Source organism: Nonomuraea phyllanthi, assembly GCF_006334985.2.
GTDB classification, from domain to species: domain Bacteria; phylum Actinomycetota; class Actinomycetes; order Streptosporangiales; family Streptosporangiaceae; genus Nonomuraea; species Nonomuraea phyllanthi.
Genome location: NZ_VDLX02000010.1, coordinates 256,161 through 273,442 on the forward strand (window position 1 = coordinate 256,161; position 17,282 = coordinate 273,442).

Annotated in this window: 14 protein-coding genes; 10 read left to right on the forward strand and 4 right to left on the reverse strand. The window is 72.4% G+C overall.

Annotated features, from left to right (window positions below):
• Positions 1-46 precede the first annotated feature (46 nt).
• From FH608_RS26930 to FH608_RS26945, 4 genes are read left to right on the forward strand one after another with little or no spacing between them, the layout of a single operon-like run.
• Positions 47-1,288 (forward strand): ABC transporter substrate-binding protein, encoded by a 1,242-nt coding sequence (locus FH608_RS26930; RefSeq protein WP_139633382.1) that lies wholly within the window; start codon positions 47-49, stop codon positions 1,286-1,288.
• 33 nt (positions 1,289-1,321) lie between these two features.
• Positions 1,322-2,188 (forward strand): carbohydrate ABC transporter permease, encoded by an 867-nt coding sequence (locus FH608_RS26935; protein WP_139633383.1) that lies wholly within the window; start codon positions 1,322-1,324, stop codon positions 2,186-2,188.
• Entirely contained in the window at positions 2,185-3,051 is an 867-nt protein-coding gene (locus tag FH608_RS26940) for a carbohydrate ABC transporter permease (protein WP_139633384.1), read from the forward strand. Before FH608_RS26935 ends, FH608_RS26940 begins: the two co-directional genes overlap by 4 nt.
• Before the next feature lie 10 nt (positions 3,052-3,061).
• Positions 3,062-3,937, forward strand: a complete 876-nt coding sequence (locus FH608_RS26945; RefSeq protein ID WP_226899939.1) for a dihydrodipicolinate synthase family protein — start codon at positions 3,062-3,064, stop codon at positions 3,935-3,937.
• 356 nt (positions 3,938-4,293) lie between these two features.
• Here the strand turns inward: FH608_RS26945 and FH608_RS26955 are convergent, their stop codons facing one another.
• The 3 genes from FH608_RS26955 to FH608_RS26965 are packed head-to-tail and all read right to left on the reverse strand — an operon-like array spanning position 4,294 to position 7,836.
• On the reverse strand, positions 4,294-6,294 hold the full coding sequence (locus tag FH608_RS26955; RefSeq protein ID WP_139633385.1) for a PQQ-binding-like beta-propeller repeat protein: 2,001 nt from the start codon (positions 6,292-6,294) through the stop codon (positions 4,294-4,296).
• 43 nt (positions 6,295-6,337) lie between these two features.
• Entirely contained in the window at positions 6,338-7,069 is a 732-nt protein-coding gene (locus FH608_RS26960; protein ID WP_193318631.1) for an amidohydrolase family protein, read from the reverse strand.
• Positions 7,066-7,836 carry an amidohydrolase family protein gene (locus FH608_RS26965; protein ID WP_226899940.1) on the reverse strand — a complete coding sequence of 257 codons (771 nt, stop codon included), beginning with the start codon at positions 7,834-7,836 and terminating at the stop codon, positions 7,066-7,068. The genes FH608_RS26960 and FH608_RS26965 overlap by 4 nt, the downstream gene beginning before the upstream one ends.
• An 85-nt stretch (positions 7,837-7,921) precedes the next feature.
• Between FH608_RS26965 and FH608_RS26970 the strand changes: the two genes are divergently transcribed.
• Genes FH608_RS26970 through FH608_RS26990 form a run of 5 tightly spaced genes read left to right on the forward strand, consistent with a single transcriptional unit; the run spans position 7,922 to position 14,598 of the window.
• A complete protein-coding gene (locus FH608_RS26970) occupies positions 7,922-9,889 on the forward strand; it encodes an outer membrane protein assembly factor BamB family protein (protein WP_139633386.1) in 1,968 nt (655 codons plus the stop codon).
• Positions 9,890-9,908: 19 nt separating this feature from the next.
• The gene (locus tag FH608_RS26975; RefSeq protein ID WP_139633387.1) at positions 9,909-10,580 is read left to right on the forward strand and encodes an amidohydrolase family protein; all 672 of its coding nucleotides are present in this window, start codon (positions 9,909-9,911) and stop codon (positions 10,578-10,580) included.
• A complete protein-coding gene (locus FH608_RS26980; protein WP_139633388.1) occupies positions 10,577-11,305 on the forward strand; it encodes an amidohydrolase family protein in 729 nt (242 codons plus the stop codon). The genes FH608_RS26975 and FH608_RS26980 overlap by 4 nt, the downstream gene beginning before the upstream one ends.
• 56 nt (positions 11,306-11,361) lie before the next feature.
• The gene (locus tag FH608_RS26985) at positions 11,362-12,522 is read left to right on the forward strand and encodes a DegT/DnrJ/EryC1/StrS family aminotransferase (protein WP_139633389.1); all 1,161 of its coding nucleotides are present in this window, start codon (positions 11,362-11,364) and stop codon (positions 12,520-12,522) included.
• Positions 12,523-12,579: 57 nt separating this feature from the next.
• Positions 12,580-14,598, forward strand: coding sequence for an outer membrane protein assembly factor BamB family protein (locus tag FH608_RS26990; RefSeq protein ID WP_139633390.1), 2,019 nt, complete (start codon positions 12,580-12,582; stop codon positions 14,596-14,598).
• Here the strand turns inward: FH608_RS26990 and FH608_RS26995 are convergent.
• Entirely contained in the window at positions 14,583-16,547 is a 1,965-nt protein-coding gene (locus FH608_RS26995; RefSeq protein WP_139633391.1) for a ligand-binding sensor domain-containing protein, read from the reverse strand. The genes FH608_RS26990 and FH608_RS26995 overlap by 16 nt on opposite strands.
• A 95-nt stretch (positions 16,548-16,642) precedes the next feature.
• Between FH608_RS26995 and FH608_RS27000 the strand changes: the two genes are divergently transcribed.
• The gene (locus tag FH608_RS27000) at positions 16,643-17,278 is read left to right on the forward strand and encodes a histidine phosphatase family protein (RefSeq protein WP_193318632.1); all 636 of its coding nucleotides are present in this window, start codon (positions 16,643-16,645) and stop codon (positions 17,276-17,278) included.
• Positions 17,279-17,282 lie beyond the last annotated feature (4 nt).

The window sequence follows — 17,282 nt, forward strand, 5'->3', positions numbered from 1 at the left end:
CACTAGGTTTCGGTCAGGACCGGTATTAGTCGAAAGGAAGCCGCCGATGAAGAAGACAGCGGCAGTCGGCGTGGTGGCCGCTTTGAGCCTCGCGGTCGCCGGATGCGGATCCAGCGGTTCGGACAAGAGCGCCGTGACCCTGTGGATGTATCCCGTGATCGGGGACCAGGCCAAGAGCCAGGCGTTCTGGGGCAAGGTCGAGAAGGACTTCGAGGCCGCCAATCCGAAGATCGACGTCAAGATCGACCTGCAGCCCTGGGAGGGCCGCCAGGAGAAGGTCACCACCGCCCTGGTCTCGAAGAAGGGCTTCGACCTGGTGGTGCTCGGCCCCGACCAGATCCCCCAGTACGCCCAGCAGGGCACCATCGAGGCCGTGGACGACATCGTCGCCCCGGCGAAGGCCTCGTACCTGCCGGCCTCCCTGTCGGCCCTCACGGTCGACGGGAAGCTGTACGGCGTCCCCATCTACCAGACCATCACCGCGCCCATCTACAACAAGAAGCTGTTCGCCGAGGCGGGCGTGGAGAAGGTGCCGGAGACGCTGACGGAGCTCAAGGAGGCCGCGCCCAAGCTGGCCGCCAAGAAGGTGGCCATCCTCGACTACCCGGGCAAGCCCGACGTCAGCCTGAACCAGAGCTTCTACCCGTTCCTGTGGGCCAACGGCGGCACGGTGTTCTCCGCCGACGGCAAGAGCGTGGCGTTCAACGGCCCCGAGGGCGTGGCCAGCCTGCAGCTGCTGCTCGACCTGAAGGCTGTGGGCGGCCTGCCGGAGAACACGGCCAGCAAGGGCAACGACATCGAGGGCGGCCCGCTCGCGGGCGGCAAGACCGCCATGTACCACGCGGCCACCGCGGGCCAGGCCGACCAGCTCGCCGCCGCCATCGGCGCCGAGAACGTCGGCATCGGCCTGCCGCTCGAAGGGACGAAGCGGGTGGCGTTCGGCATCCCCGGTGGCCTGGTGCTGGCCAAGCACTCCGAGAACAAGGACGCCGCCAAGAAGTTCGCCACCTATCTGGCCTCGCCGGAGGTGACGGCCCAGCTGTCGAAGGAGTCGGGCTTCTTCCCGGCGCGCACGGACGTCACCGTGCCGGGACAGTCGGAGTCGTCCAAGGCGTTCGCCAAGTCCCTGGAGTTCGCCTTCCCCGGTGACACCCACCCCAAGGCCCGCCAGGTCATGGGCGTGCTCGCCCCGCACATCCAGGCGGCGCTGCTCGGCAAGGAGGACGCCAAGACCGCGCTCGACGCGGCCGCCAAGGAGGCCACCCAGCTGCTCTCCAGCGGCGGCTGAGCCACCGGACACCCGCCAGAAAGGAATCACCTGGTGCGTCAACGCCTGCGTGACCCGGTCACCGGACTGCTGTTCGTGCTGCCCGTGCTCGTGCTGTTCCTGATCTTCCGGATCTTCCCGTCGCTGGGCGCGGCGGGCATGAGCCTGACGAACTGGAACATCGGCGGCGAGTGGGACGTCATCGGCGCGGACAACTACGCCCGGCTGCTCGACGACGTGAACTTCTGGCTGAGCCTGCGGGTCACGCTCGTGTACGTGGCGATCTACGTGCCGCTCACCCTGCTGGTGGCGCTCGGCACGGCGTTGCTGCTCAACCAGGTGGTCTTCATGCGCGGGTTCTTCCGCGGCATGCTGTTCCTGCCGTACGTGACGAGCTTCGTGCTGGCAGGCATCATCTGGCGCTGGATCTACGAGTTCGACGGGCTGATCAACGGCCTGCTGGCCAAGGCGGACCTCGGGCCGGTCGCGTTCCTGGAGCAGACGGCCCTGGTCCTGCCCGCGCTGGCCGTGGTTTCGGTGTGGAAGGGCTTCGGCTACTCCATGCTGATCCTGCTGGCCGGGCTGAAGTCGATCCCGTCCTCCTACCTGGAGGCTGCCACGGTGGACGGGGCGAACCCGTGGCAGCGCTTCCGCCGCATCACGCTGCCGCTGCTGAAGCCGACGATCTTCTTCGTCGTGGTGATCGAGACGATCAGCGCGTTCCAGACCTTCGACACCGTGTACGTGATGACCGGCGGCGGCCCGGTCAGGGCCACCTACACCCTCATCTTCGGCATCTACGACCACGGCTTCCGATCGTTCGACTTCGGCTACGCCGCCACGTGGGGCATGGTGCTGTTCGCCATCGTGCTGATCGTGTCGCTGATCCAGCGCCGCTTCCTGGACCGGGGGAACACATGACGATCACCGCCTCCCGTCCCGCCACGGAACTGAGCACGGCCCAGGCGGCCCGCCGGCGGCGCTGGCGCACCAAGGGGCCGCTGGCGGCCCTGCTGGCGCTGCTGTCGCTGCTGACCGTCAGCCCGTTCGCGGCGATGTTCATCGTGGCGCTGTCGCCGGAGGGCGAGCCGACCGTGCCGCGCCAGTGGCCGGACTCGCTCACGCTGGACAACATCACGCGGGTGCTGTCGTCGTCGGGCTTCGCCACGTGGACGGTCAACTCGCTGGTCTACGCCCTGGTCTCCGTGGTGATCATCCTGCTCACGTCGTCCATGGCCGGGTACGCGTTCGCCAAGAAGCGCTTCCCCGGCCGCGAGGCGATGTTCTGGACGTTCCTCGCCACCATGATGGTGCCCTTCCAGGCCACCCTCATCCCGACGTTCGTGCTGGTCAACAGCCTGAGCGGGGTGGACACGTTCTGGGGACTCATCGTCCCGACGCTGGCCAACTCGCAGGCCGTCTTCCTGATGCGGCAGTTCATCCTCGGCCTGCCGGACGAGCTGTTCGACGCCGCCAAGGTCGACGGGGCCTCGGAGTGGCGGGTCTACTGGACGATCGTGGTGCCGCTGACCAAGCCGATCCTGGCGACGCTCGGCGTGTTCGTGTTCCTGTGGCACTGGAACGACTTCCTGTGGCCGCTGGTCGTCGGGCAGAGCGACGCCACCCGCACGCTCACCGTGGGGCTGACCACGCTGCGGACGGAGGAGCTGCAGCTGTCGGTGCTCATGGCGTCGGCGGCGGTGTCGGTGCTGCCGTGCCTGCTGGTGTTCTTCCTGCTGCAGAGGTACCTGGTCAACAGCATCGCGATGACCGGCCTGAAATAGGGTCTGTCGGGTGGACATCGCGGTACGAAACCTTCGGGACCGGCTCCGCGGCGCGCTGATCGCCGCCGCGGCCACCCCCATGACGGCCTCCGGCGAGGTCGATCTCGACGTCGTCGCGCGCTACCTCGCCGGCCTGGTGGCCGACGGCGCCACCGGGCTGGCCGTGCTCGCGCACACGGGCCGCGGCCCGTACCTCGCCCCTGACGTGCGCGCCGCCGTCGTCGAGCGCGCGGTCGCGCTCGGCGTGCCCGTGCTCGTCGGCGTGGGCGGCGGGGACGAGGACCCGGCTGCGCAGGCGCGGGCGGCGGCCGGGCTGGGCGCGGACGGCGTGCTCGTGTTCCCGTCGGAGGGCGACCGGGTGGCGCTGCACGAGGACGTGTGGCGGGCGGCCCGGCTGCCGATGATCGCCTTCGACCTCTACACGCGCCCCTGCCCTGAGGGGACGCTGCGCGAGCTCCTGGCCCACCCGGGCGTGGCCGGGCTCAAGACCGCGCTGCTGTCGGACGCGATGGGCTGCCAGCGCGCCATCGCGCTCGCCCGGCAGGCCGGCCGGCTGGCGATCACGGGGGAGGACCGCATGTTCGGCCCGTCCCTGCTCTGGGGCGCGCAGGCGGCCCTGGTCGGCATCGCGGCGGCGAGCGTCGGCGTGACCGCCGCCGTCCTGGAGGCGTACGAGGGGGCGGACCTGCGCGCGTTCGAGGAGGCGTCGGGGCGGCTGGACCGGCTGGCGCGGGTCACGTTCACCGAGCCCATGGAGGGCTACGTGCAGCGCATGCTCTGGCTCGCCGCCGCCGAGGGCCGGGTGCCGGAGACGCACGCGCACGACCCGTACGGCCCGCCCCTGCCGGAGGAGGAGCGGGCCGCGCTGGTGGCTCTCACTCGCTGAAACCGGCGTGGTAGTTGGCGGCCATGCCCTCGCCGCCGTGGCCCTGCGCCTCGGCCCTGCGCATCCGCTCGCCCGCCGCGGCCACATGGCCATCTTGAGTTCGCTCGCCGCGCCGCTCGCGCCGTCGTCGGCGAGCCAGAGCGTGCGCTGCCCCAGCACATCGAAGACCGGGTCGAGCACCTGCCGGGCGGCCGGCGGCCCGGCGGCCAGCGCGGCGAGCGGGGCGACCGCCGCCACGCCGGCCGCGCTCATCTGCGCCCACACCTGCCCCTCGCGCAGGCCGGGGCCCGCGGCGAGGAGGTGGCGGGCCATGGGGGAGCCCATGGCGGTAGTCCTGCCCCGTTTCCGGGATACGGCTACCGGCCGTCGATGGCGACCCGGACGAGATCGCGGCCGCGCACCGCGTACAGGGCCCGGCGCGAGGGGTCGAGCGCCAGCTTGGGCTCGCCGCCGAACCATTCGCCGGCCAGCCCCTCCACGATCGCCTCCGCCGTGAACGAGCGCAGGTCGATCTTGTAGATCTTCTCGCCGTCGGTGCAGTACGCCACCCGCCCGGTGACGAACAGCTCCCCGCCCTTGGCCCCGACCTTGATCGTCTTGGTGACCTTCCTCCGGTGCAGGTCGAACTCGAAGACCTCGCCCGTGCTGGCCATGCCGTACAGGGTCGTCCTGCCGAACGACAGGGAGGAGATCTGGCGGGCGCCGGGCACCGGCTCCACCTGCCAGAGCAGCTTCCGCTTGACCAGGTCGAACGCGGCCAGCCGGGCGGTCGTCGTGACCGGCGGCAGGCCCAGGCCCTCCTGGATGAGGGTGCCGAGGTAGGCGATGCCGCGCCGGGCGGCGACCGAGTAGACGGTCTGGCGCTCCACCGCCGGCCGGTAGGTCTCGTACGAGCCGGTGCGGGGCGAGTAGAGGGACAGCGCGCCGTTCATGTGGCCGGGCTCCGGCTGGCTGGGCATGATGACCAGGCCGGTCCTGGTGTCGTAGGCCAGGTCGCGCGGTCGGTCCTGCTGGTTGCCGGTGCGCGCGATCAGCTCGGCCTCGGCGGCGCCGGGGCGGTGCGCGTACAGGGCGGCCTGGGTGTAGACGCCGAGGTAGGTGGTGTCGCCGACTGTGAGCAGCGTCTTCGGCTCGCCCGCGATGGCGAGCCTGGTCACCTTGCCGGTGGCGAGGTCGTGCAGGTCGGCGCCGCCCTTGCCGCCGACGTAGACCCGCCGGCCGTCGGAGTGCACGGACATCGGCTCCTCGGGGGCGGCCTTGAAGCCGCGCTGCACGAGGTTGACGTAGTCGAGCGAGCCGGTGGCCGGGTCGTAGCCGAAGACCGCGTTGTCCTGGACGCCGTAGATGCGGCCCTCGTGCTCCAGGATGCGGCAGGTGGCGGCCTCGAAGTAGGGGACGCCGAGCACCTCCAGCTCTTCCGTGGCCAGGTGGTAGCGGTAGAACGTGCCGGAGGGGCGGCCGGCGAAGTAGACGTAGCCGTCGTGGATCAGGACGGAGACGACGTACTTCTCGCCGGGGGCGGTGGCCTTGACGACCTTGTAGTTCTCCGGCGCCGCCTTCTCCAGCACGAGCAGCTCGCCCAGCGAGTTCATGCCGCCGGCCAGGTGGGTGTCCGACATGGCCATGCTGGAGACCCAGTCGCGGTCGGCCACGGCGGACGGCAGCAGGTCGCGCTTCTCTCCCGTCGCGCGGTCGATCGCGATCAGGTGGGCGTGCGCGCCGATCCCGGCGTAGACGTGGGTGTCGTCGGCCTGGATGCTGCGGACGTACGCCTCGCCGGGGGCGGGCTGGCCCAGGTCGCGGCTCTGGCCCGTGGCCGGGTCGTACTCCCAGACGCGGCCGGGCTCCGACGTGCCCATGTAGACCTTGCCGTCGGGGGAGGAGGCCATGGTCCAGATGTAGTGGTCGGGATAGTCGGCGACCTTGGTGACCTGGCCGGCGACTGTGTCGATCTTGTAGAGGGCGGACTTGGCGTGGGTGCCGACGTAGACGTCGGTGCCGACCTTGCACATCGCCCAGATGCCGACACCCGTCGGGATGTCGAAATGGGCCGTGACCGAATCCTGCGCGAGGTCGTACGCGCCGACCACGTTGGGCGACAGGCCGCGCGAGCCGGCGTAGAGCACGCCGCCGACGAACTCGCCGTTGCCGAGCGGGCTGGCGACGCTCGCCGGGCCCAGGTCGGTGAGGGTGCCCTCCTTCTCGCGGCGAACGGCGTCCTGGGCGGCTTCCTGGGCGGTTCCGTAGGCGGCTTCGCGTTCGGCCGCCCGGGTGGAGGCATGGGCGGGCAGGGCCGGGACGGTGGCGGCCGCCGTGGTCACGGCGGCCGCCTGGAGGAAACGGCGGCGGGGGATCATGCGCTTGCTCCCTTGGTCAAGTTTCGCCGCACGCTATAACGGGCTAGGCCGTAATGTCTAGATCCGGAAAGAGAGCGGCGGCGTTGCGCCAGGCGACCCGCTCGGCGACCTCGGCGGTGAGCCCCGCCGCCGCGACCGCCCCGAACGCCGACGACGGGTCGATCAGCGTGGCGTCGGTCCCGAACAGCAGCTGGGCCGGGTCCACGCCCGCCACCACCTCGGCGATGCGGCCGGCGGGGGCGTGCGACCAGCAGGGCTCCAGGTAGAGGCGGTCGCAGGCGTTCGCGGCCTCGATGGCGTGCCGGAACCCGTCGGCGCCCATGTGCCCGGCGATCACCCGCAGGCCCGGGATGTCCAGGCAGACCTGCGCCAGGTCCAGCACCGAGGTGCCCCAGGTGTGCACGAGCGCGGGCCGGCCGGTCTCCGCCACCAGCGTCAGCGCGTCGCGCAGGCGGCGCGAGCCGACCGGCGAGCCCGTGTAGTCGGTGTGGATCTTGACGCCCGCGAACCGGCCGCCCGGCAGGTAGGCCGCCAGGTCCTCCTCCGCCTCGCGCAGCCGCCGCGGGTTGACCGTGACGTAGCCGAGCAGCCGCTCCTGCGTCTCCAGGTGGGCGGCGAGGGCGCGGTTGCCGGCCTGGGCGTCGTAGATGACGGCCTCGGTGGCCGAGACGATCGCCCGGTCGATGCCGTAGCGGTTCATGGTGGCGAGGTTGGCCTCGGCCACGTCCATGGTGAAGAACCACGGGCCCCAGTGGGCGTGCACGTCGATGATCACGACTCACCTCCGAGCAGCCGCCTCGCGTTGCCGCCCGCCACGGCCGCGACCTCGTCCGGCTTCAGGCCGCTGGTGGCCAGCCGCAGGAGGGGCACGACGGGTTCGTAGTGCGGGGTGCGCGAGCCGTACAGCAGGCGGCCGGCGCCGAGCTCGGCGGCGGCCAGTTCCAGCGCGTCGGGGGAGTTGAGCAGGCGGGTGGAGGTGTGGAAGCCCGGCTCGTCCGCGGCGGCGACCAGGAAGTCGCCCAGGTGGTAGAAGTGCGTGTCCAGGAAGACCACGCGGGCCTCGATCCCGGCGAACGGCTGCCAGAACCTCCGCACGTCGCCGCCGGTGAGCACCACGAGCCCGAGCCGGGCCGCCCGCCGGGCGACGTGCCGGACCGACGGGAAGCCGGCCTCGACGCCCTGCTCCTCGGGGAACAACCGCACGGCCCGCACCCCCGCCGCCGCCAGCCGCTCCAGCTCCCGCGCCGCGCCGACCGGGTCGCGCAGGTCCACCGCACCGACCGGCACGACCTCGGGGGCCGCCTGGGCGAGCAGCTCGTCGTTGCCCGAGCGCACGTCGAACAGCGCGGCCCGCAGGCTCGCCACCGCCGCCGACCTGATCCGGTGCCGCTCCAGGAGCGCGAGCACCGAGCCGGGCGTGCCCGGTGGCCCGTCACGGTCCGGGTACGCCCCGAACAGCACGTCCACGTCGAGCGAGACCTCCAGCCCGCCTATCAGCCGACCGGCGTCGAACGGCATACCGGTCTCATCCTTAATCGCCATGCCGCACATCATGCCATTGACGAACAGCGCGCATAAGGTTACGGTCTGGGCCAAAATCGCTCAGTAATGAACGCGAGGTGCCCGCATGCTCCGCACACTCCTGGTCGTCCTGGCGGCGCTCTTACCCGCGCTCCTCACCGGTCCGGCGGCCCGCGCGGCGACGGCGTGCGACGCGCCGGCCGTGGAGCGGTTCGGCCCGGCGTCGGTCACCGGCGCCATCGTGGGCGCGGCGGTGCTCGACGGGCACGCCTACGTCGTCACCCGGGGGCTCAAGCCGCCCGTGCTCGCCGACATCGACCTCGCCACCCGCGAGGTGGTCAGGAGCGTCACGCTGCCGGACGGCCCGGCCGCCGGCGAGCCGGAGGGCGGATGGGCCACGGCCGTGTCCGGCGGCAAGGTCTACGTCGGCACGTACCCGGTGCCCGACCTGTACAGCTTCGACCCGGCCACGGGCGCGGTGGAGCACCTGCGGTCGTTCGGGAAGAACGGCGGGTTCGTCTGGAGCCTGGCCGCCGCGCCCGACGGCACCCTCTACGCGGGCACCTACCCCGACGGCCGCGTCCGCGAGTACGTGCCCGCCACCGGCGAGGTGCGCGACTTCGGCGTCCTCGCCCAGGGCGAGCGCTACGTCCGGGCGGTCGCCGCCGACGACACCTACGTGTACGCGGGCCTGCTCGACAAGGCCAAGCTCGTCCGCATCACCCGCGCCGACGGCACCGTCAAGGAACTGGCGAGCGCCGCGACCGGCATCGGCGCGATCGCCGAGCACGGCGACCGCGTGCTGGCGGCCAGTGGCGGCGCGCTGATCGACATGCGCAAGGACGGCACGGACGAGCACCGCGTCAGCCTCGCCTCCGGCAGCATCGACATGCTGACCGTGGCCGGCGACGGCACCGTCTACGCCACCTCCCGCCCCGACGGCGCCGTGCACCGCTACCGCACCGGCGACACCGCGTTCACGAAGATCGCCGACCCGCCCTCCCCGGCCGACGAGACCAGGCGGCTGCACTTGGCCGACGACCACACCCTGCTCGGCTTCGCGGGCAGCGGCGGCGTGTGGTCGCTGGACCTGGGCACCGGGCGCTCCACGTTCACCGACCTGATCGAGGCCGGCCTGCCGGGCGGGCCCGAGCGGCCGCAGAGCATGCTGCTCGTGAACAACCGCGCCGTCTACGTCGGCGGCCACTTCTCCATGGAGGTGCGTGACCTGCGGACGGGCGAGCGGCGCCGCTTCCACATGCCCGGCGAGCCGAAGGACCTCGTACGGCGGGGCGACAAGATCTACGCCGCCATCTACCCCAGCGGCCAGATCGTCTCCGTGGACCTGCGCACGGACGAGGTGCGCGGCGTCGGCACCCTGGGGCACGGCCAGCAGCGGCCCTGGGACATCGAGTACGACCGCGTCACCGACAAGCTCGTGGTCGCCAGCGCCCCGCTGGGGGCCGCGCTGGAGGGCGCGCTGTCCGTGGTCGACCCCGACACCGGCCGGATCGACGTCTACGAGGGCGTCATCCCGCACCAGAGCCTGATGAGCCTGTCGCTCGATCCGCGCGGCGGCGTCGTCTACCTGGGCGGCGACGTGCTCGGCGGCGGCGGGACCCCGCCGGTCGCGGCGTCGGCGTCCGTCGCCGCCTTCGACCTGCGCGCCCGCACGGTGCTCTGGCAGGTGGACCCGGTGCCGGGATTCCGTACGTTCCAGGACATCAAGGTGCACGACGGGCTGCTGTACGGCGTCTACAAGCGTGACTCGGGCTCCTGGATCGCCATGGACCTGGCGACGAAGACGGTGGTGCGGCAGGGCAAGCTCTCCGGGTACGGCGAGCTGACCGTGCACCGGGGCAGGGTGTTCGTGTCCACGTTCTTCGGCGGCGGCAACGCGTACGAGCTGGGGGAGGAGGCCAAGCTGCTCGCCACCGGGCTCGGCGACGAGTGGTACACCAATCCGCAGCTGCACTTCGAGCCCGGCTCCTGGCGGGCGTGGGCGCTGGTGGGCCGTGACCTGGCCAGGATCAGGCTCGACCCGCGCTGCCCGCCCTTGACCGTCACACCGTAACGTCGCTAGGTTTCGGTCTGTGCCGAAATATGTGTTCGATGCCCACCGGCTCGTTGGCCCCGTGCCGTTCGACGACCTGCCGAGCGACCCCCGGGGCGAGATGGACCGGCTGGGCATCGACCGTGCCTGCGTCACCCACACGCTCAGCCTCCACTCCGACCCGCAGGCGGGCAACGAGGCGCTGCTCGCGCTCGGCGACCCCCGCCTCGTCCCGGTGCCCGTGGTGGTGCCGGGCGAGACGCGGGACGACTGGGAGGGCGTGCGGATGATCAGGCTCTGTCCCGAGCGCCACCGTTTCGACCTCACCGGACCGCGTGCGCTGCGCAGCCTGGAGGCGCTCGGCCTGCCCGCCGCGATCGACCTCGACGAGACCTCGCCCGCGCAGCTCCGCCACCTGGCCGAGCGCCTGCCCGGCCAGCGCCTCCTCGTGCTCAACCCCGGCTACCGCAGGCTGCGCGCGCTGGCCGAGCTGATGGAGGAGGCGCCGAACGTGTGGGCCGAGATCGGCACCGTCAACACCCAGGGCGGCGTCGAGTGGCTGGCCGCGCGGTTCGGGGCGCGCCGGCTGGTGTTCGGCACCGGGGCGCCCGTGTCCGACGACTGCGGGCCGCGCTTCCTGCTCGACCACCTCGACCTGCCCGCCGAGGACGTCGAACGGATCGCCGCCGGGACCCTGGAGGCACTGCTGTGATCCTCGACGCCCACGGCCACGTCGGGACCTGGCCCGACTTCCTCATCCCGAACCCCACCGCCGAGCACCTCGTGGCCACGATGGACCGGATCGGCGTCGACGCGATGGGCATCAGCCACCTGCTCGCCGTCGGCCCCGACGCGGTGCGCGGCAACGAACTGGCCATGGAGATCGCCGAGCGGTTCCCCGGCAGGTTCGGGGTCTGGCAGGTCTACAACCCGCACCACCGCACGCCGCTCGCCCGCGAGGGCGTGTGGGGGGTCAAGCTCCATCCCGACGTGCACCAGTGCCGCCTCGACGACCCCCTGTACGAGCCGGTCTGGCGCCTCGGGCTGCCGGTCCTCGCGCACGGCCAGACCGACTCCCCGTGGAGCGACCCCGCCCAGTTCGCCGCCGTCGCCGCCCGCCATCCGCGGGTGCCGCTGATCATGGGGCACACCGGGCTCTGGCCGTACGGGTTCGGCCGGGCGGCCCGGCTCGTGGCCGATCACCCGAACGTCTACCTGGACACGTGCGGCTCGAAGATGACCGGCCGCTGGATCGCCCGGCTGGTGGAGCTCGCCGGCGCCGAGCGGGTGCTGTTCGGCTCCGACGCCTGCTTCCTCGACCTGCGCACGGGCTACGGCCGCGTCGCCCTGGCCCCGCTCTCCGACGCCGACCGCGCCCTCGTCCGGGGCGCCAACCTGGCCCGCCTGCTCGGGCTGCCCGCCGGACCGCACGCCTGACCGCACGTTCTCGTGACCCTCCTTCTCCCCGCCCAGCCCACGAAGGGACGGTTCTCGTGACCCTCGCCATCCACGGCGGCGCCCCTGTCCGCACGCGCCCCTGGCCCTCCTGGCCGCCGCCGATCGACCCCGCGCAGCGCGCGCTCGTCACCGAGGTGCTGGAGAGCGGCCTCTGGGGAGCCACCCAGGGCGGCTCCGTGGTCGCCGACCTGACCGCCGCGTTCGCCCGGCGCAGCGGCGTCCCGTACGGCGTCGCCGTCGGCAACGCCACGCTGGGCCTGTTCGCCGCGCTGCGCGGTCTCGGCGTGGGCAGGGGCGACGAGGTGATCGTCCCGGCGTACACGTTCGTGGCCTCGGCCACCGCGGTGCTGCTGGCCGGGGCCGTCCCGGTCGTCGCCGACGTCGACCCGGCCGACCTGCACCTGTCGCCGCGGGCCGTGGAGGACGCCGTGACCGGCCGGACGGCGGCGATCATGCCGGTGCACCTCGCGGGCAGCCCCGCCGCCATGGACCCGCTGAACGAGGTGGCCGCCCGCCACGGGCTCGCGGTCGTCGAGGACGCCGCCCAGGCGCACGGCGCCACGTACCGCGACCGTCCGGTCGGCGGGCTCGGCGACGCCGGCGTCTACAGCTTCCAGGCCAGCAAGGCGATGACCGCGGGCGAGGGCGGCCTGATCGTCTGCCGCGAGCAGGCGGTGCACGACCGCGTCTGGTCCACCTGCAACCTCGGGCGCGAGCCCGGCGGGCGCTGGTACGGCCACCCGTCCGTCGGCTGGAACCTGCGCCTCACCGAGATCCAGGCGGCGCTCCTGCTGCCCTGGCTCGACCGCCTCGACGAGGAGGTCGACCGCAGGAACGCCTTCTGCGCCGCGTTCGAGCGCGAGCTGGCCGCCGTCCCCCAGGTGAGCGTGGTGCCGCGGCCGGAGGGCACGACGCGCGACTCGCGCCACCTGCTCATGCTCCGCCTCGACAGGGACGTGGACCGGGAGTTCCTGCTCGCCGCCATGGCCGCCGAGGGCGTTCCGCTGGACGCCGGCTACCCGCCGCTCGGCTCGATGGCCGCGCTCACCGCCGGGGGCACCCGCGCCGAGCCCTGCCCGGCCGCCGAGGAGGCCGCGGAGACCGTCGTGTGGGTACGCCAGTCGATGCTCATGGAGGCCCCGGAGGCGGCGTCCGACATCGCCGAGGCCCTCGCCAAAGTGCTCTCCAAGGATTAGGGCCTTAGCCATAATTCGGTATTGACCGCCTCACAAGCCTCGTTCTAGGTTTCGGTCATGACCTTAATTAAGCGCTTACTGGCCGGCGGCCTGGTGGCTGCACTCGCCGCGCTCGGCTCCGCCGCACCCGCGGCCGCATCGGCGCCCCACGTCGAGGATCTCGGCGTCCCCCTGGAGGACGTGCTGCTGATCGGCGGCACGGTCGCGCCGGGCCCCGGCGGCCGGACCGTGCTGTGGGGCGCCTCCTCGGGCAGCCCCGCCCACCTCAACGCCGTCGACCCCGTCACCGGCGAGGAGGTCGGCAGGTACGACCTGCCGACCGCGGGCGGCTCCTGGGCGGTGGACGCCACCCCGGACGGCAGCGTGTACGTCGGCACGTACGGCGACGGCCACCTCTTCCGCTGGACCGACCAGGGCGGCGTCCAGGACCTCGGCAGGCCCCTGGCCTCGGAGAACTTCATCTGGTCCGTGGCCGCGGGCGAGGGCGCCACCGTCTACGGCGGCACCTACCCGGGTGGCCGGCTGTTCGCCTACGACCCCGCGACCGGCGTGCGCGACTACGGCAGGCTCTCGCCCGACCACTCCTACGTCCGCAGCGTCTCGTACGCCGGCGGCAAGATCTACGCCGGCACCGAGGGCCCCGCCGCCGTCTTCGAGATCGACGCCGCGTCGGGCGCCGTCAAGCAGCTCCCCACGCCCGACGGCCTCGACCCGGAGGGCAAGTGGGCCTACGACGTGAACGCCGAGGGCGGCTTCGTCTACGTCCGCTACGGCGGCGCGAGCCCCGGGCCGATGTACGTCTGGGACATCGCCGCCGGGAGCTGGACCGGCACGATCGACACCGCGCACGGCCTGGACGTCTCGCCGCCGGACGACGAGGGCGGCGTCTACCTGGTCAAGAGCGGCGAGCTGGTCCGCTACGACCCGCGTACCAAGGCCGTGACGCCGACCGGGATGCCCTTCACCGGCCGGGTGGCCAACACGCGCGGCATCGGCTGGGCCGAGCTGGGCCTGCCGGACTACCCGGGCAAGAGCGTCGTCGGGCTGCTCTGGCGCGGCCTGATGTTCCGCTACAATCCGCAGACCAAGGCGAAGTCGTTCGTCCAGACGGCGGTCAAGGGCGAGCCCATCGACGTCACCACGCTCGCGGAGGGCCCGGACGGCCGCATGTACGCCGGAGGCTTCCTCAACGGCGGCTTCGCCGCGCTGGACCCGAAGACCGGCGAGCGCGAGGAGTTCCACACGTTCTCGCAGAGCGAGGGCATGACCGCCCACGACGGCAAGCTCTACATCGGCGCCTATCCCGAGGCCAGGGTCTACGCTTACGACCCTGAGCTGCCGTGGAACAGCACCGAGTACTCGCCCAGCCCCGAGCCCGGCCACGAGCCGAACCCGGCCCGGCTCTTCGACTTCGCCGCCGAGAAGCAGATCAGGCCGCGGGCGCTGGTGTCGGCGGGCCGCTACCTCGCGGCGGGCACCATGCCCGACCTGGGCGAGCTGGGCGGCGTGCTGGCCGTGTGGGACCCCGAGACCGGGGCGCTCAAGCACGCCGAGCGCAACGTGGTCAAGGACCAGAGCATCGTCTCGCTCGCCTACCGGCGCGGCGTGCTCTACGGCGGCACGTCCATCTACAGCGGCCAGTCCGCCACGCCGCCGACGCAGCCGGAGGCCAAGCTGTTCGCCTGGTCGGTGAAGGAGAACCGGCTGCTGTGGGAGATCGTCCCGGCTCCCGGCAAGCCGGCGATCCCGGCGCTGACGTTCGACGACCGGGGGCGGCTGTGGGGCATCGCGGGCGGCGAGGTGTTCGCCGTCAACACCGCCGCCCGCAAGGTGACCACGCGCGTCACCCTGTCGGACAGCACCAGCTCCAGCGGGCAGCTCGTCTACAACCGGCACGACCACACCCTGTACGGCGCGCACGCCGGCCAGGGCGTCTTCTCGCTCGACCCGCGCACCGGCCGGCACGCCGAGCTGCGGCAGGGACCCGTGCACCACCTCGCGGTGCACGGGTCAGGGGACGTCTACTTCGCGGAAGGGCCACGCCTGTTCCGGCTGACCCGTCAGCAGATCCGGTAGGTGGAGAAGTTCTCGAAGCGCGACAGGTAGAGGTGGCCGTCGGGGCCGAGGACCAGGTTCGAGATCGGGCGGGCGATGCGCGCGAACGTCATCGTCCCCGGATCGATCCGGTACACCTTGCCCTGCACCTTGCCCCACAGGAAGCCCTTGTGGAAGACGAGGTTGGTGTCCAGCCAGACCTGCGTGGCGCTGGACCACGGGTAGGTCTGGTGCTGGACGGCCCTGACGGTCCGCCCGGTGGCCGGGTCCAGCTCGAACAGGCTGTCGGGGGTCAGCCCCCACAGCCGCCCGGCGTCGTCGAAGGCGATGGAGCCGAGTGCCAGGTCACCGGGGACGGGATTCGTCTGCCATTTGAGCGAGTCCGTGGCGATGTCGTACGCGAACGCCACGGCCTCGCCCCGCGGCGTGCTGGTGCCGCCGAAGGCGGAGGTGGCGCCGTAGACGACCCCGTCACGGTAGGCCAGGCCGATGATGCTGTGCCCGGGGATGATGTCCCGCTTGATCACGGCGCGCCCGGTGGCGGGGTCGAGCAGGCCGAGCGCGCCGCCGTGGGTACCGGCCTTGGGCACCGTGCCGAACGCCAGCAGCTCGCCCGCCGAGATCATCGCGAAGGGCCGGTCCTGCTCCTGGTCGCCGAGGTCGAGCAGGAGCCTGGGCGCGGTCCCGTCGAACTCGTAGATGCGGGCGCCGGGGTAGACGCCGAGGTAGAGCTTGCCGTTGTGGGTGACCATGCCCTCGCTCTGGCCGACGTTCGGCCAGTTCTCGGTCTCGCCGGTGGCCGGGTCGTACGCGGCCAGGCCGCCGGTGAAGAAGCCGCCCGCGTAGATGCGGCCGTCGGGGCCCGTGCCGAGCGAGCGGATGCTGACGGGCTGGCCGGTCAGCGTGCCGTCGAGCAGGGTGCCCTGCCCGGTCCCGCGGTCGAAGTGCCAGATGCGGCCGGTGGAGCTGGTGCCGACGAGCGTGTTCCCGAGCCAGCCGAGCGTGCGGGCGGCGCCGCCGCCGTACTCGGTGAAGCCCAGCTCGGTGATCTTCCCGGTCCTGAGGTCGTAGGAGACGAGCTCGCCGTGCTGGAAGAGGTAGAGGTCGTGGCCGTGCCGCCCGCCGCCGACGGTGAGGCTGCCGACGTCCGCGACGACCTCCTTCCACCTGCGCCTGCTCAGGTCGTACACGCCCATGGGGCTTTCGCCGGTGGAGGTGGAGAAGCGGACCAGCAGGTAGTGGCCGGCCACGTCCACGTCGTAGGCGTAGCCGGTGCCCTCGACGGCGGCGGGCGGGTCGATCGTCCGCTCGACCGTGCCGCCGGGGGAGAGCACCGCGACCTTCATGCTGCCCGCGCCGACGCCGGCGTAGAGGGTGCCGTCCTCGCCCACGGCCAGGTCTCTGACGAACTGGTCGCCCGGGACCGGGCTGCCCAGGTCGGTGTACGCGCCCGTCGCGGTGTCGTAGCGGAAGAGCTTGCCCGTGGGCGAGGTGCCGCCGTAGACCGCCGTGCCGTCGGGGCTGGCGGCGACGGTCCAGACGAACGTCTCGGTCGCGATGGGGATGCCGAGCTCGCTCACCTGGTCGGTGGACGGGGTGTAGCGGAACAGCCGGCCCATCGCCCCGGCGGTGGCGTTGTAGCTGCCCACGTACACCGAGTGGTCCGGGGCGACCGTGACGGCCCACGAGCCGAGCGCGAGCGGGAGCGGCCGCTCGCCGATCAGGCGGCCGTCGCGGGCGTCCCTGATCCCGAGCAGCGCCGGGCCCGAGGCGCTGGAGGTCACGGAGTAGACGCGCGGGCCCTGCGGGTAACCGGCGTCCAGCGCCGTGCCGGCCGTGGTGGCGCCCGTCAGCGGGAGCGTGCCGAGGGTGTGGAAGCCACAGCCCGTCGGCGGGGCTGCTGTTGATTCGGCCTGGACCGGAGTTTGGAGGGATAAGGCAACGAGGAGTGCTGCCAGGATGGTGCGCACGTATGGCCTCCCGATCTCTATATAACGGCCTTGACCGTAAATCGATTGACGGTCCATGGCAAGATGGCGGGATGGGACCGGCGCGGATTTTCGCGGTGCGACACGGGCAGAGCCAGGCCAACCTCGCGCATCAGGAGGCCGGTGACCGGCCGCTGCACTACGCGCCGGGCGACCACGAGGTCACGCTGACCGGCCTGGGCAGAACCCAGGCCGCCGCGCTCGGGCGGATGCTGGCGGCGCTGCCCGCCGGCGAGGCGCCCGAGGCCGTGTGGTGCTCGCCCTACCTGCGCGCGATCGACACGTGGCGGGTCGCGCAGGGGGAGTGGGGCTCCCGCCCGCTCCCCGTCACCGTGGACGAGCGGCTCAGGGACCAGGAGGCGGGCGCGTTCGCCCCGTTCAACCTGGCGGCGATCAGGGAGAGGTTCCCTGAGGAGCTGGCGCGGCGCGAGGCCGAGGGCCCCTACGCCTTCCGGCCGCCCGGCGGCGAGTCCCTGGCCGACGTCGTGGTCCGGCTCCGCGACCTTCTCGCCGACCTGCGCGAGCGCGCGGCCGGGCGGCGGGTGCTGATCGTCGCCCACGACTCGGTGGTGCTGGGGCTGCGTCACGTCCTCGCGGGCGGCCCGGACGCCGACCTGGGGGCCGTCCTGGAGTTCGCGCCGGTGCTGAACGGGTCGGTGTCCGTCTGGGACCGCACGCGGCTCGTCCGCTTCAACGACGTGACACACCTCTGACCTC

Excerpts from the sequence above, each read along its gene's own strand:
- FH608_RS26955 (WP_139633385.1), bottom strand. The coding sequence starts at position 6,294 with ATGATCCCCCGCCGCCGTTTCCTCCAGGCGGCCGCCGTGACCACGGCG.
- FH608_RS26970 (WP_139633386.1), top strand. The coding sequence starts at position 7,922 with ATGCTCCGCACACTCCTGGTCGTCCTGGCGGCGCTCTTACCCGCGCTC.
- FH608_RS26930 (WP_139633382.1), top strand. The coding sequence starts at position 47 with ATGAAGAAGACAGCGGCAGTCGGCGTGGTGGCCGCTTTGAGCCTCGCG.
- FH608_RS26940 (WP_139633384.1), top strand. The coding sequence starts at position 2,185 with ATGACGATCACCGCCTCCCGTCCCGCCACGGAACTGAGCACGGCCCAG.
- FH608_RS26990 (WP_139633390.1), top strand. The coding sequence starts at position 12,580 with ATGACCTTAATTAAGCGCTTACTGGCCGGCGGCCTGGTGGCTGCACTC.
- FH608_RS26965 (WP_226899940.1), bottom strand. The coding sequence starts at position 7,836 with ATGGCGATTAAGGATGAGACCGGTATGCCGTTCGACGCCGGTCGGCTG.